General features: G+C 69.8%; 11 protein-coding genes. 4 read left to right on the top strand and 7 right to left on the bottom strand.

Annotated features, from left to right (window positions below; translation table 11 throughout):
• The first annotated feature begins 116 nt into the window (after positions 1–116).
• On the top strand, positions 117–275 hold the full coding sequence (locus tag ACWDO5_RS32505; protein WP_450534119.1) for a hypothetical protein: 159 nt from the start codon (positions 117–119) through the stop codon (positions 273–275).
• Positions 276–836: 561 nt separating this feature from the next.
• Here ACWDO5_RS32505 and ACWDO5_RS32510 read toward each other — a convergent pair.
• Positions 837–2,147 carry a pyridoxal phosphate-dependent aminotransferase gene (locus ACWDO5_RS32510; protein ID WP_450534120.1) on the bottom strand — a complete coding sequence of 437 codons (1,311 nt, stop codon included), beginning with the start codon at positions 2,145–2,147 and terminating at the stop codon, positions 837–839.
• Positions 2,148–2,224: 77 nt separating this feature from the next.
• On the opposite strand from ACWDO5_RS32510, the gene ACWDO5_RS32515 reads away from it, so the two are divergent.
• On the top strand, positions 2,225–2,959 hold the full coding sequence (locus tag ACWDO5_RS32515) for a class I SAM-dependent methyltransferase (RefSeq protein WP_450534122.1): 735 nt from the start codon (positions 2,225–2,227) through the stop codon (positions 2,957–2,959).
• A gap of 93 nt (positions 2,960–3,052) precedes the next feature.
• On the opposite strand, the gene ACWDO5_RS32520 is transcribed toward ACWDO5_RS32515, so the two are convergent.
• The 5 genes from ACWDO5_RS32520 to ACWDO5_RS32540 all read right to left on the bottom strand — a co-directional run bounded on the left by ACWDO5_RS32520 (position 3,053) and on the right by ACWDO5_RS32540 (position 9,936).
• A complete protein-coding gene (locus ACWDO5_RS32520; RefSeq protein ID WP_450534124.1) occupies positions 3,053–4,207 on the bottom strand; it encodes an XdhC family protein in 1,155 nt (384 codons plus the stop codon).
• A 55-nt stretch (positions 4,208–4,262) separates the two neighbouring features.
• Positions 4,263–5,744, bottom strand: coding sequence for an NCS2 family permease (locus ACWDO5_RS32525; protein ID WP_450534126.1), 1,482 nt, complete (start codon positions 5,742–5,744; stop codon positions 4,263–4,265).
• 309 nt (positions 5,745–6,053) lie between these two features.
• Positions 6,054–8,462 carry a xanthine dehydrogenase family protein molybdopterin-binding subunit gene (locus ACWDO5_RS32530; RefSeq protein ID WP_450534127.1) on the bottom strand — a complete coding sequence of 803 codons (2,409 nt, stop codon included), beginning with the start codon at positions 8,460–8,462 and terminating at the stop codon, positions 6,054–6,056.
• Between the two features lie 2 nt (positions 8,463–8,464).
• The gene (locus ACWDO5_RS32535) at positions 8,465–9,046 is read right to left on the bottom strand and encodes a (2Fe-2S)-binding protein (protein ID WP_450534128.1); all 582 of its coding nucleotides are present in this window, start codon (positions 9,044–9,046) and stop codon (positions 8,465–8,467) included.
• A complete protein-coding gene (locus ACWDO5_RS32540; protein WP_450534130.1) occupies positions 9,037–9,936 on the bottom strand; it encodes an FAD binding domain-containing protein in 900 nt (299 codons plus the stop codon). The genes ACWDO5_RS32535 and ACWDO5_RS32540 overlap by 10 nt, the downstream gene beginning before the upstream one ends.
• A gap of 278 nt (positions 9,937–10,214) precedes the next feature.
• Here ACWDO5_RS32540 and ACWDO5_RS32545 point away from each other — a divergent pair, with 278 nt between their 5' ends.
• A complete protein-coding gene (locus ACWDO5_RS32545; protein WP_450534134.1) occupies positions 10,215–11,939 on the top strand; it encodes a PucR family transcriptional regulator in 1,725 nt (574 codons plus the stop codon).
• Between the two features lie 797 nt (positions 11,940–12,736).
• Here the strand turns inward: ACWDO5_RS32545 and ACWDO5_RS32550 are convergent.
• On the bottom strand, positions 12,737–12,889 hold the full coding sequence (locus ACWDO5_RS32550) for a hypothetical protein (RefSeq protein WP_450534131.1): 153 nt from the start codon (positions 12,887–12,889) through the stop codon (positions 12,737–12,739).
• 73 nt (positions 12,890–12,962) lie between these two features.
• Here ACWDO5_RS32550 and ACWDO5_RS32555 point away from each other — a divergent pair, with 73 nt between their 5' ends.
• Complete coding sequence (locus ACWDO5_RS32555; protein ID WP_450534133.1) at positions 12,963–14,114, top strand: hypothetical protein; 1,152 nt, start codon at positions 12,963–12,965, stop codon at positions 14,112–14,114.
• The last annotated feature ends 64 nt before the right edge of the window (positions 14,115–14,178 follow it).

Raw genomic sequence — 14,178 nt, forward strand, 5'->3', positions numbered from 1 at the left:
GTCTGTGACTGTAGTACACACGTGTGCACTTCCGACCCCCCGGCGGCGGCGCCCCCCGGGGCGGGCCACCTCGGGCGGCCGGCCGAGAGGGCCGCACCGGGTCAAGCGGTGAGCTGGTGGATGCTCTTCCCGATCAGCCACAGGCCGGGCAACTGACGGATAACCACGATCGCCTGCACCTGTCAGAATCGTGCGTGTCCGTTATGTCCGCGCCGAAGTCCTCGATCATCGCGGGCGTCACCGTCGGCCTGCACTGGGCGATCGCCGACAGGTAGTCCTCCGTGCTGGCGCCGAGCGCCCGCGGGTCTCCCTTGCCGCTGCCGATCGCCTCCAGGTCGGCTCGAACGCCGCCTGGGCGGCGATCCGGGCCGCGTGCTCGATGTCGGCGGGGGTGAACAGTTCGGTGGCCGCCACCAGGACCGTCACATCCACGTCGGGCCGGCCGTCCGCGTACCGGGACCAGATCGCCGCTCGGGCCGCCGTGTCCGGGGTGCCGATCGGGATCAGGTAGTCGAATCTGCCGGGACGCAGGAACGCCGGGTCGAGCGAGCGGATGGAGTGGCCGTGGGTCGACCTGGCCGCAGCCCCTCTCCTGGACGTTGAACGAGGGCGACTGCGAGGTCCAGCCGCCCGGCTCGACCTCGGCGGAGGCGCTCGGGGCCATCAGCAGGGCACCGCAGATCCCTGCTGAGCCGGCGAGCACGGGGCGTTTACCGGTCATCTTCCACTCCCCCGACGCGGGGGTTCAGATAAGTGAATCCTGGGCCGGTAGCTGAACAGCTCAGCGCGTAGCAACGTAAGGGCCTGGCGTGTATACGTCAACATAGCCGTCGGCTCTATGCCTGGGCGATCAGGCGGTCGACCGCCGCCGTACCCGAGGAACGGACCGGCCCGAGGCCCCGCGCGTCGACCGGCTGCTGGGCGGGCGCCAGCATCGGCATCGGCCCCGGCTGCTGCGCCTGCGGCTCGGGCGCCTGGGCCAGCATCGGCGCCAGCGGCTCCGGAAGCGGCTCGGGCACCTGGGTGCGCTGCCCGTACAGCACCTGCTCCATTGCCGACATCAGCCGCATCACATCCTGCTGCGGGCGCACCACCAGCCGCAGGAACCGGCTCGAACTGCCAATCTTGTTGCCGCATTCGCGCACCAGCACCCCGTGCTCGGCGAGCAGCCGGTCCCGCAGGACCGTCCCGTCCACGCCCTCCGGCAGGCGTACGTAGAGGAAGTTGCCCTGCGAGGGGTAGACCGTCAGGCCCGGCAGCTGGGAGAGCCGCCAGGTCATCTCCTGCCGGTCGCGGCGGGCCTGCTGAAGGCTCTCGGCGTACTCCTGGCGGTGCTCCTTCAGCATGAACACCACGGTCTCGGCGAAGGAGTTGAGGTTCCACTTCGGCAGTGCGGCCCGCACCTTGCCGGCCAGGCTGGGATTCGACACGAGATAGCCGAAGCGCACTCCGTGCAGCCCGAAGTTCCTGCCCAGGCTCCGCAGCACGATCACATTCGTCCGCAGGACGGCCTCCGCGGCGACGCTCGGCTCCGGTTCGGCGTCCGAGAATTCGAGGAAGGACTCGTCGACGACGACCAGATCCAGGTCCTGGAGCGAGTCGAGCAGAGCGATGACCTGCTGCTTGGGCAGGAAGCCGCCGTCGGGGTTGTTGGGGTTGCAGATGACCGCAGCGCGGGAGCCACGGGTCCGGACGAACTGTACGAAGGACGCCGGATCGAGGTGGAAGCCGTGCGCCTCGGGCAACAGGAGCATGTCGACCCGCTTGCCGGTCTCCATCGGCTGGTCGGTCCACCGGCCAAAAGTGGGGACGGGCACGGCCAGCGACTCGTGCACCAGCAAGTGGTCGATCCAGGTGATCAGTTCGGTGGAGCCGTTGCCCATGGCGACGGTCTGCGCATTGAGCCCGAGTACCTGGCACAGCTCGGCGGTGATGGTGTCGGCGCCGCTCGGGTAGTAGGTGAGGATCTCACGCAGCCCGCGGCCGAGCTGGTCGAACATCGCGGGGGTGGGGAAGTACGGATTGCAGGGGATGCAGAAGTCGGTGATCTCGCCGGCCGGGCCGCCGCCTGCCCGGTTCAGCGTGAAATACGACGGGCTGTGCGCGGTGGACGCGCGGAAGAGTGCGGTGACATTGCTGCCGGCCATAGACCCTGCCTCCCCTGCGTGGAACGGCCCGTACGGATGCGCAGGGACCCTCCACGTATACGGAGGAAGATGGGGTGATGTTCACTCCCTCGGGCCCCACCTTCCGCGAGCTCGCCGTGCAGGCGCTCTCGTCCACCGAGCACGGCTACGACCTGCTCGCGCCGAAGTTCGACGCGACGCCCTACCGGACCTCGCAGCGCCTGCTGGACGCGGTGCTTCACGCGGCCCGGCCCCTCGGCCCCTTCTCGTCGGGACTCGACGTCTGCTGCGGCACCGGTGCCGGAGTGGGTGTCCTGTCGCAGCTGTGCGAGGACCGGGTCACCGGTGTCGATTTCAGCGCGGGCATGCTCGCCGAGGCCAGGAGGTCTGCGCTGACCCGGCCGGGCGCCCCGGGCGGACCGGCGGTCAGCTGGGTACGGGCCGACGCCCGCGCTCTCCCCTTCGAGCGGGCCTTCGACCTGGCCGTGAGCTTCGGGGCGTTCGGCCACTTCCTGCCCCAGGAGCGGCCTCTGCTGTTCGCCCAGGTCCACAAGGCCCTGCGGCCGGGCGGCAGTTTCGTCTTTCCCATTCCCGCGCCGCCCCGGATCGGCTCGCGGCTCTACTGGGAGCTGTGGGGTTTCGATGCGGCGATGCGCGTGCGGAATCTGCTGTGGCGGCCGCGCTTCGTCATGTACTACCGCACCTTCCGGCTTCCGGATGTGCTGGCCGATCTGAGGCGAACGGGGTTCTCGGTGGAGCTGCGGCCGCTGGATCTGGGCCGGTTGCCGGACGGCAGTCCGCGCTGCCGGCTGGTGGTGGCCCGTCGCGGGTGAGGGCCGGGGGTGCCACGCCGCCCAGGACGCGTCCGGTTGGCGTTCCAGCCAGGGCCCCGCGCCCGGGAAGCCCGCAGCCCCGGTCGGCGGTCGTCAGGCGACCGACCCGATGCGCCCCGTCAGCTCCTGCTCGGCGTCGTCGTGGTGGATCGGGGTGTGCGCTCCTGTCAGGGAGACCCCGCTGCCGCCGCGGCGGTTTGCCACGATCTCCGCTGCGATCGAGAGCGCCGTCTCCTCCGGCGTGCGCGCTCCCAGGTCCAGGCCGATCGGGCTGCGCAGGCGGGCCAGTTCGAGTTCTGTGACGCCGACCTCGCGCAGGCGGGCGTTGCGGTCCTCGTGGGTGCGGCGGGAACCCATCGCGCCGACGTAGGCGACGGGAAGCCCCAGGGCCAGTTCGAGGAGGGGGACGTCGAACTTGGCGTCGTGAGTGAGCACGCAGAGGACCGTGCGGGAGTCGACCTCCGTCGAGACCAGGTAGCGGTGCGGCCAGTCGACGACGATCTCGTCCGCCTCCGGGAAGCGGGTCTTCGTCGCGAAGACGGGGCGGGCGTCGCACACCGTGACGTGGTAGCCGAGGAACTTGCCGACCCGTACCAGCGCGGAGGCGAAGTCGATCGCACCGAAGACAATCATCCGGGGAGCGGGGAGAGAAGACTCCACGAGGAGGGTCAGCGGCTGCCCGCACCGGCTGCCGTCCTCGCCGATGACGGTCGTGCCGGTGCGGCCGGCGTCCAGCAAGGCGCGGGCCTCTCCCGCCGCAGTGCGGTCCAGCCCGGGGTGGCCCCCCAGGGAGCCTTCGTACGAACCGTCGGGACGGACCAGCAGCGCGCGGCCCATCACGTCCGCCGGGCCGTCCGTGATCCGCGCGACCGCCGCCGCCTCCCCTCCGGCGGCGGTGGACAGCGCGGTCGCGAACACCTCCCTCGCGGGCGCGTCCGCGCGCAGTGGCGTGACGAGGATGTCAATGATGCCGCCGCACGTCAGGCCGACGGCGAACGCGTCCTCGTCGCTGTAGCCGAAGCGCTCGAGGACGGTCCCGCCGTCCTCGAGCGCCTGCCGGCACAGCTCGTACACCGCGCCTTCCACACACCCTCCGGAGACCGACCCGATCGCCGTGCCCTCGCTGTCCACGGCGAGAGCCGCGCCCGGCTGCCGGGGCGCGCTGCCTGAGACGGCCACCACAGTGGCGACAGCGAACTCGCGGCCCTGCTCGACCCACCGGTTCAGCTCTTCGGCGATGTCCAGCATGTCGGTCTCCTCAATGGTGTGTGTCAGGCGGGTGGGAGCTGCCCGGCTCCCGGAGCTACTTGACTCCCAGCCAGCCCTCGATCGGATGAAGCGCAAAGTAGGCCAGGAAGACGACGGACAGCACCCACATCAGCCAGCCGACGTCACGCGCCTTGCCCTGTACGGCCTTGATCAGGACGTGCGCGAGGACGCCCGCCGCGATGCCCGCCGTGATGGAGTACGTGAAGGGCATCAGCACGGTCGTCAGGAAGACCGGGATCGAGGTCGCCTGGTCGTTCCAGTCGATGTGCTTGGCATTCGTCAGCATCATCGATCCGATGACGACGAGCGCGGCGGCGGCCACCTGCGTCGGTATGACCTGGGCAAGCGGGGTGAAGAACAGGCAGAGCGTGAAGGCGAGGCCCGTGATGACGCTGGCGAGGCCGGTGCGCGCACCGTCGCCGACGCCCGCGGTGGACTCGACGAACACGGTCTGGCCGGAGGCGCCGGCGAGGCCGCCCATCGCGCCGCCCGCCCCGTCGATGGCCAGGGCCTTGTTGAGTCCGGGCATCTTGCCCTTGTCGTCGGCGAGGTTGGCCTGCTGGCCGATGCCGATGATGGTGCCCATGGCGTCGAAGAAACCGGCCAGTACGAGGGTGAAGACGATGACGCCGACGGTGATGCCGCCGACGCTGCCGATGCCGTCGAACGAGACGCTGCCGAAGAGGCCGAAGTCCGGCGTGCTGACGATGGAGCCGGTGATCTCGGGGGCGTTCAGTCCGCCCCACTCCTTCCTGCCGAGCCCGGCGAACTGGTGGACCACGGCGGCGAACACCGTGCCGCCGACGATCCCGATGAGGATCGCGCCGGGGACCTTGCGGACCTGCAGCAGGAAGATCAGCAGGACGGTGACGGCGAAGCAGAGCACCGGCCAGCCGGTGAGCATGTCACTCGTACCGAGCTGGATCGGCTTGGCTCCCGCGATGCCGCCCTCTCCGGGCATGGAGGTGACGAAGCCGGCCTGGACCAGGCCGATGAGGCAGACGAAGAGTCCGATCCCCATGGTGATCGCGTGCTTCAGCGCCAACGGGATGGCGTTCATGATCAGTTCTCGCAGACCGGTGACGACGAGCAGGACGATCACAAGACCGTAGATGACGCACATGCCCATCGCGTTTTCCCAGGTCATCTCCGGAGCGACCTGGAAAGCCATGACGGCGGAGACGCTGAGTCCCGCGGCGAGGGCCAGCGGCACATTGCCGAGGAGGCCCATCACGATGGTGGTGGTGGCGGCGGCGAAGACGGTCGCGGTGGTGAGCTGATCACCGTCGAGCTTGTGGCCGGCCGCATCGGGCACCGACAGGATCACAGGGTTGAGAAGGATGATGTACGCCATCGCCATGAAGGTGGTGATGCCGCCACGCACCTCCCGACCGATGGTCGACCCTCGCTGGGTTATGTGGAAGTACCGGTCGAGCCAAGACCGTCCGGCGGGCTGGCGCGTACCCGCGCCGGCGTCCTCCGCCGTGGTCTTGGTCTCAAGGGACTGCTGGGTCATGGTGCCTACTCCCAAGGTTCACAGGGGCACCCGCGTGAGCGTTGTAGCTGCGGGATTTGGGACGGTGCGTTGGCTGCACGACCCGGGGGACGGCCCGAGACGAACTGGTTCTGCCTGGTGTTACTGAGTACTGCCGGTCTTGCTTGGCAGTGCTGGTGTTGCTGGGATGCGCAAGGACCGTGAGCGGTGCGGTACTTGAGTTCTCCGGGCGGTGCGGACGGGCTGGGATGCCCCATGCCGAGGGCCGGGGGACGTGACGTTTCCTTGGAGGCACGGCGCACCGCCCGGAGAGTTTGTGGGGGACGGTGATCAGGTGCCGGTGAGGTGCTCGGGGCGCACCGGCGTCCTGTTCAGCTCCAGACCCGTCGCGTTCCGGATCGCCGCGAGGACGGCCGGAGTCGAGGAGAGGGTCGGGGCCTCGCCGACGCCGCGCAGTCCGTACGGCGCGTGGTCATCGGCAAGCTCGAGTACGTCGACGGGGATGGTCGGCGTGTCGAGGATGGTGGGGATCAGATAGTCCGTGAAGGAGGGGTTGCGCACCTTCGCGGTCTTCGGGTCGACGATGATCTCCTCCATGACCGCGACGCCCAGTCCCTGGGTGGTGCCACCCTGGATCTGGCCGACGACGGACAGCGGGTTGAGCGCCTTGCCGACGTCCTGGGCGACCGCGAGTTCGACGACCTTGACCAGGCCGAGCTCGGTGTCCACCTCCACCACCGCGCGGTGGGCGGCGAAGGAGTACTGGACGTGGCCGTTGCCCTGGCCGGTGACCAGGTCGAAGGCCTCGGTGGGACGGTGGCGCCACTCGAGCTCCAGGTCGACCGCCTCCCCCTCGAGGACGTCCACCAGGTCGGCGAGCACCTCGCCGCCGTCGGTGACGACCTTGCCGCCTTCGAGCAACAGCTCGGCGGTCGCCCAGGCGGGGTGATACGAGCCGAACTTGCGGCGGCCGATCTCCAGGACCTTCTCGCGGACGTTCTCGCAGGTGTGCTTGACCGCGCCGCCCGTGACGTACGTCTGGCGGGAGGCCGACGTCGAACCGGCGGAGCCGACCTGGGTGTCGGCCGGCTGGATCGTCACCTGCGCGACGCCGAGCTCGGTACGGGCGATCTGCGCGTGGACGGTGACGCCGCCCTGGCCGACCTCCGCCATCGCGGTGTGCACGGTCGCGACCGGCTCGCCGCCCACGACCTCCATGCGCACCCGCGCGGTGGAGTAGTCGTCGAAGCCCTCGGAGAAGCCGACGTTCTTGATGCCCACCGCGTAGCCGACCCCGCGTGCGACGCCCTCGCCGTGCGTGGTGTTGGACAGCCCGCCGGGCAGGGCGCGTACGTCCGCCTCCTCGCCGGCCGCGAGCCACTGCTGCTCGGGCGGCATCGGCCTGGCCTTGACACGGCGCAGCAGCTCGGCGACGGGAGCCGGCGAGTCGACCGGCTGGCCGGTCGGCATGATCGTGCCCTGCTCCATGGCGTTGAGCTGACGGAACTCGACCGGATCGATGCCCAGCCTGGCCGCGAGCTTGTCCATCTGCGCCTCGTACGCGAAGCACGCCTGGACCGCACCGAAGCCGCGCATGGCGCCGCAGGGCGGGTTGTTGGAGTAGAGCGCGAGCGCCTCGATGTCGACGTCGTCGAGGACGTACGGGCCGACGCTCAGGGACGCGGCGTTGCCGACGACCGCCGGAGAGGCCGACGCGTACGCGCCACCGTCCAGGACGATCCTGCACTTCATGTGCGTGAGCTTGCCGTCCTTGGTGGCGCCGTGCTCGTAGTAGAGCTTCGCCGGGTGCCGGTGCACATGTCCGAAGAAGGACTCGAACCGGTTGTAGACGATCTTGACCGGCTTGCCGGTACGGAGTGCGAGCAGGCAGGCGTGGATCTGCATCGACAGGTCCTCACGACCGCCGAACGCGCCGCCGACGCCGGAGAGCGTCATCCGCACCTTCTCCTCGGGCAGGCCGAGGACGGGAGCGATCTGGCGGAGGTCGGAGTGCAGCCACTGGGTGGCGACGTACAGCTCGACGCCGCCGTCCTCGGAGGGGACCGCGAGGCCGGACTCCGGGCCGAGGAAGGCCTGGTCCTGCATGCCGAAGGTGTACTCGCCCTTGACGATCACGTCGGCGCGCTTGGCGGCCTCGTCGGCATTGCCGCGGACGATCGGCTGGCGGTGCAAGATGTTCGGGTGCGGGACATGGCCGATGTGGTGGTCGGCGCGGCCCTCGTGGACCAGGATCGCGTCGGGCGCGGTCGCGGATGCCTCGTCGGTGATGAGGGGCAGCTCGGCGTACTCGATCTTGATCTTGGCGGCGGCGCGGCGCGCGGTCTCCGGGTGGTCGGCGGCCACCAGGGCCACCGGCTCGCCGTGGTGGCGGACCTTGCCGTGGGCGAGCACCGGGGTGTCCTGGATCTCCAGGCCGTAGGTCTTCACCTCGGCGGGGAGGTCGTCGTAGGTCAGTACGGCGTAGACGCCGGACGTCGCGAGCGCCTCGGAGACGTCGATCGACTTGATCTCGGCGTGCGCGACGGTGGAGCGGAGCGTGTGGCCCCACAGCATGTCCTCGTGCCACATGTCCGAGGAGTACGCGAACTCACCGGTGACCTTGAGAGTGCCGTCGGGCCGGAGCGTCGACTCGCCGATGCCGCCCTTGGTCTGGGAGCCCTGAGAGATGTTGGTGGGAGTGCCGGCCGGAGCGGTGGCGACTCTGGGGTTCCGTGCCATCGTCAGACCGCCTCTTCCTGGCGGGCGGCCGCGAGGCGGACCGCGTCGAGGATCTTCTCGTAACCGGTGCAGCGGCAGAGGTTGCCGGAGAGCGCCTCGCGGATGTCCGCGTCGGACGGCTCGGCGTTGCGCTCGAGCAGCTCGTCGGCGGCGACCAGCAGACCGGGGGTACAGAAACCGCACTGGACGGCACCGGCGTCGATGAACGCCTGCTGGATCGGGGAGAGTTCGGCGCCCTCACCGGTCTGCGAGTCCTGCGGCCCGGCCTCCCACTGCTGGGCGTCCTGGAGGGAAGTACCGCAGGCACCGGTGGCGCAGCCGTGCTCGGCGCGCTGCTTGGCGAAGTCCGCCAGGCCCTCTACGGTGACGACCTCGCGGCCCTCGACCTGGCCGGCGGCGACGAGGCAGGAGCAGACCGGCACGCCGTCCAGGCGGACCGTGCAGGAGCCGCACTCGCCCTGCTCACACGCGTTCTTGGAGCCCGGCAGGCCCATGCGCTCGCGCAGTACGTAGAGAAGGCTCTCGCCCTCCCACACGTCGTCGGCTTCCTGCTGACGACCGTTGACCGTGAAGTTCACGCGCACTGTGCGCCTCCCTTTGTGCCGTGGGCATTGCCCCGGTATGCCTCCCAGGTCCAGCCGAGGGTCCGGCGGGCCATGACGCCGACCGCGTGGCGGCGGTAGCTCGCGGTGCCTCTCACGTCGTCGATCGGGCTGCAGCCGCCGGATGCGAGTACCGCGAACTGCTTGGCGATCGACGGGGTGATGATCTTCTTGCTGTCCCAGAAGCCGCCCTCTTCGAGCGCGGCGTCCAGGAACTCCTCGGCCGCCTTCGCCCGGACGGGAGTCGGGGCGGCGGAGCCGATGCCGGTTCGCACCGTGCGGGTCTCGGGGTGCAGGGCGAGGCCGAAGGCGCAGACCGCGATGACCATCGCGTTGCGGGTGCCGACCTTGGAGAACTGCTGCGGCCCGTCGGCCTTCTTGATGTGTACGGCGCGGATCAGCTCGTCCGCGGCGAGCGCGTTGCGCTTCACGCCGGTGTAGAACTCGTCGATCGGGATGAGGCGGCTGCCGCGCACCGACTCGACCTCGACCTCGGCGCCGGCGGCGAGCAGCGCGGGGTGGGCGTCGCCGGCCGGGGAGGCGGTGCCCAGGTTGCCGCCGACGCCGCCGCGGTTGCGGATCTGCGGGGAGGCCACGGTGTGCGACGCCAGTGCCAGACCGGGCAGCTCGGCCCGGAGGTGCTCCATGATCTGGGTGTACGGCACGGAGGCGCCCAGGCGAACGCTCTCCTTGCCGACCTCCCATTCGCACAGCTCACCGATGCGGTTCAGGTCCAGGAGGTACTCGGGCCGGCGGTGGTCGAAGTTGATCTCGACCATCACATCGGTGCCACCCGCAATGGGTACGGCGGTGGGGTGCTCGGCCTTGGCGGCGAGCGCCTCCTCCCAGCCGGCGGGGCGAAGGAAGTCCATCAGTGGCTCTCTTCTTCTTCATCGGGGTCGTTCGTCGCAAGCGGGCCCGGGACGGTCGGCCCTCGACTGGTTATTCATGTGCCGTTAACGCGGCGTAGCCCCAGTACACAAGCCGTGTCCCGCTCGGTGCAGTCACCGAAACCATGAAGGAGTTGGCTGGTCGACTGTCTCGTCTTGTAGATTCGAACGAAAGGCGAGGCTCAGTAACCTCACCGTCTTCCCATGAAAACCGTGGCAACGGGCCACCGGCAACAACGAGACAGATGGGCGGCGACGAGATGCGGCTGCGCGCACTTCTGGAAACCGATGCGCTGGGGCTGCGGCTGCTCGGCGGCGAGGACGAACTCGACCGTGGTGTACGTGGCGTGATGACGACCGACCTGCGGGATCCGAGCCGGTACCTCTCGGGCGGCGAACTGGTGCTGACCGGGCTCGCCTGGTGGCGTACGGCCGCCGACTCCGAGCCGTTCGTCCGGATCCTGGCGGGTGCGGGGGTGGCGGGTCTGGCGGCCGGCGAGGCGGAGCTCGGGGACATTCCCGATGATCTGGTGGAGGCGTGTTCGCGCCATCGGCTACCGCTCTTTGCAGTCAATGAATCCGTTGCATTTGCGACGATCACAGAGTACGTCGTACGCCAGGTCTCGGGTGAGCGGGCCGGTGATCTCGCGGCGGTGGTGGACAGGCACAGGCGGCTGATGACGTCGGGACCGGCGGGCGGCGGACCCGAGGTCGTACTGGACCTCCTCGGCTCCGACCTGGACCTCCGGGCCTGGGTCCTCTCCCCCACCGGACGTCAGATCGCGGGGGCGGACAAGCCGCTGCCGACCGCGGTGAGCGCCGCGCTGGCGGGCGAGCACCTGGCCGCCACCCGCACCGGCCGCCGTGGGCCGCACCGGGCGACAATCGGCGGAGCCACGTACTCCCTCTTCCCTATCCGGAACACCGGGCGCGGGGCCGCCCCCGCCTCCAGGGACGTACGCGAGACCGTCCTGTCGGACTGGCTGCTGGCGGTCGAGGCGGACGCGAGCGACTGGCCCGCCGCCCGTCTTGACCTGCTGCAGGGCGTGACCCAGCTGATCGCCGTCGAACGGGACCGGCGCGAGGCGGCGCGTACGGTACGGCGCCGGCTCGCCCAGGAGGTCCTGGAACTGGTCCAGACGGGCGCCGCGCCCGCCGAGATCGCGGCCCGGCTGCGGGTGGCCGCACCGGTGCTGCTGCCCGGACTCGGGACCGCGCCGCACTGGCAGGTCGTGGTGGCCCGGGTGGAATGGGGCCAGGACGGCGCCGCGGCTGCGGGGGCGTCGGCCGGCGAGACGGCTACGGCGATCGAGGCCGGACCTGTCGCCCAGTCCGTGCTCGAGGAGATCCTGGTCGACCCGGCGGCGGCCGGACCCGACTCCACCGACCGGATCGCGGTCGCCCACACCGGCGAAGAGGCCATCGCACTGGTCCCGCTGCCTGCCGTCCCCGTCGCCCCGGACGCGCCCGACGCCGGGTCCACAGAGGCCGGGCTGCACGCGGACGCGCTGCTGAGCTCCGTACGCCACCCGCTCTCGGCCGGCCTCGCCGACGACGGCAGGCTCACGCTGGGCGTCTCCGCCGCGGTCAGCTCGGCGGAGGGGCTGCGCGGCGCGCTGGAGGAGGCCCGCCACGCCCGCCGCGTCGCGGCGGCCCGCCCGGGCCGGGTCTGCGCGGCGGGCCACCACGAGTTGGCCTCGCACGTCCTGCTGCTCCCCTTCGTCCCGGACGACGTCCGCCGCGCGTTCACGGCCCGCCTGCTGGACCCCCTGCGCGACTACGACCGCCGCCACCGCGCGGAGCTGATCCCGACGCTGGAGGCGTTCCTGGACTGCGACGGGTCCTGGACGCGGTGCGCGACGCGGCTGCATCTGCATGTGAACACCTTGCGGTACAGGGTGGGCAGAATCGAGCAACTGACCAGCCGCGACCTGTCGCGCCTGGAGGACAAGCTGGACTTTTTCCTGGCGCTGCGGATGAGTTGAGGGTTTCCGCGACCGCGGGGTGCGGGTGTGGGTGCGGAGTGCGGGCCTGCGTTCGGTGCGGGCTCCGGGGCACGGGGCACGGGGTGCGGGCCTGCGTTCGGTGCGGGCTCCGGGGCCCCTCCGGGCTCGACTCCTCGGGGTTGGCGGCAAACGGGGGGCCGCATTGATCACCCGGGATTGGCCGCCAATCCCCTGCGGGGACGACCCTGCACGGCCCCTCCCCCACGGCACGTGAGCGCGCCGGGCGGGCGCGGGTGCGGGGTGCGAAGCCGCCGCACGGCGTGAGGTGTGGCGCGCGAAGCTGCGGCTCCCGGGGGGTGGGAGTACCGCACCGTCGTCACGAGCTACCGCCACATGACGACCCGTCAGTCCAATACGCTCAAGAACAATCCCCTGACCAGCGACGATAGCAACTGTCGCTGGAGTATTAACAAAGCTGCCGCGAAGCAGTAACTAGCCCGCAACGCACTGCTCGCAGAGTCATCTCGTCCCTCATAACGATCACAAAGGTACTTTGGTGACGTACGGATTGAGCAGGCGAGAAGGCGCAAGCGGCACATTGCCACCGACACCCTCGGGCTGCTCTTCGTGCCGATCGTCACCGCCGGCGGCAAGCAGGTCCTGGACGCCCTCGCCGCCCAGTTGGCCTTAACCCGCCGCTTGTGAAGTCCGCGTCGCGGACGATGGAGATGTTCGCAGAGCGGTCGAGGGTCTGACGCTGCTGCAGATCCCGGAGCGCCTGAAACGCGCCGAAAAACAGCGCACGTGCTGTTGTCGACCAGTGAGCCGACGGGTTGTCACCCACGAGGAAGACGCTCGGCGGTGCCGTGCACCTGCTCGGACACCGAGTTTTCGAGATCGGCCAGGACCGAGCGATCCCGTAGCCGCAAGACGACGCCCATCCCGAATTGCGGCACATCAATTTCCTTCGCACTATCAGGAGGTTCCATGTCAGACGTTCCTTCCCGGCGCCACATAATCATCGGTGGCGCTCTCGGAGTCGGAGCAGGAGCACTGGCGAGCGTGGGTGGTCTCGCCGGCCAGGCCGTTGCCGCACCTGCGGCACTTTCCCCAGCCAGGACCCGCCCGCGCCCGGTCGCCCCGGTCAACCAAGCCGTCGCGGACCAGATGCCGCTGGCATACAAGGTCCAGCCACAGCAGGTGGTCGGCGTCGATGTGGAACAGGAAATCGCCATCCACACGATGGCCGACATCGAAGACAAACGCACAAGACTGATCGAGTACATCTGGAAGGGCGCCGGCCTGCCCACCACGATGCCGAAGGTCGAAGCAGGAGTCCCCCTGCCGCCCGAAATCGCCACCCTCACTGGCGTACGGAAGACCACCAAACTGACCATCCCGCTGCGGTACGGCGTCAAGGCGACCCAGTACCTCGTTGAACCCAAGGGACGGACCAACCACCGGCTCGGCATCTACCACACCGGCCACGGCGAAGACCCGATCATCCGGGTCCGCACGGTCCAGGCGCTGCTTGACCTCGGCTACGCCGTCCTCTGCTCCGACATGCCCTTCACCGGCTGGAACGTCCAACTCATCCAGGACCCCAACGACCCGACGAAGTACGTCGATATCGGCACCGGAACGACGGCGCACAACAGGTTCAGCGCTTACGAAACGTCGGCCTTCTCGGCCATGACCTTCTTCCTCGAACCACTGGCCGTAGGAATCAACTACGCCCGGCAGCACCTGCGCCCGAAGTCCATCGCCCTGATCGGCCTGTCCGGCGGCGGCTGGACCGCCACCGCGTACGCCGCCATCGACACCCGAATCACCCGCAGTTACCCGACGGCCGGGTCGTTCCCGTTCTACCTGCGCCCCGGTCCGCCGAAGGACTCCACCGGCGACTGGGAACAGGGCGGCATTCAGGGCGCCACCGTGCCCGGCTTCTACGCCATCGCGAGCTTCGGCGACCTCTACGTCATGGGCGCGGTCGGCCCGCGCCGCGGACAACTGCAGATCCTCAACCGGTTCGACGCCTGCTGCTTCGCCGGAGTGGGCGCCCGCAGCTACGCGCCGGTGGTCAGCCACCGCGTCGCACTCATCGGGCAGGGCCATTGGGATCTCCAGGAGGACGCCACCCACAACAAGCACCAGGTCTCCCCGTACGCCCTCGAGGTCATCCTGTGGGACCTCGAGACCAACTCGCCCGACTGAGCCGACCACACCGTGAGCTCCTGCCGCTTCTGGGTAGGAGTGTCGATGGGCTGGCCGTCCGTCC

The sequence above is a fragment of the Streptomyces sp. NPDC000880 genome (assembly GCF_053599675.1).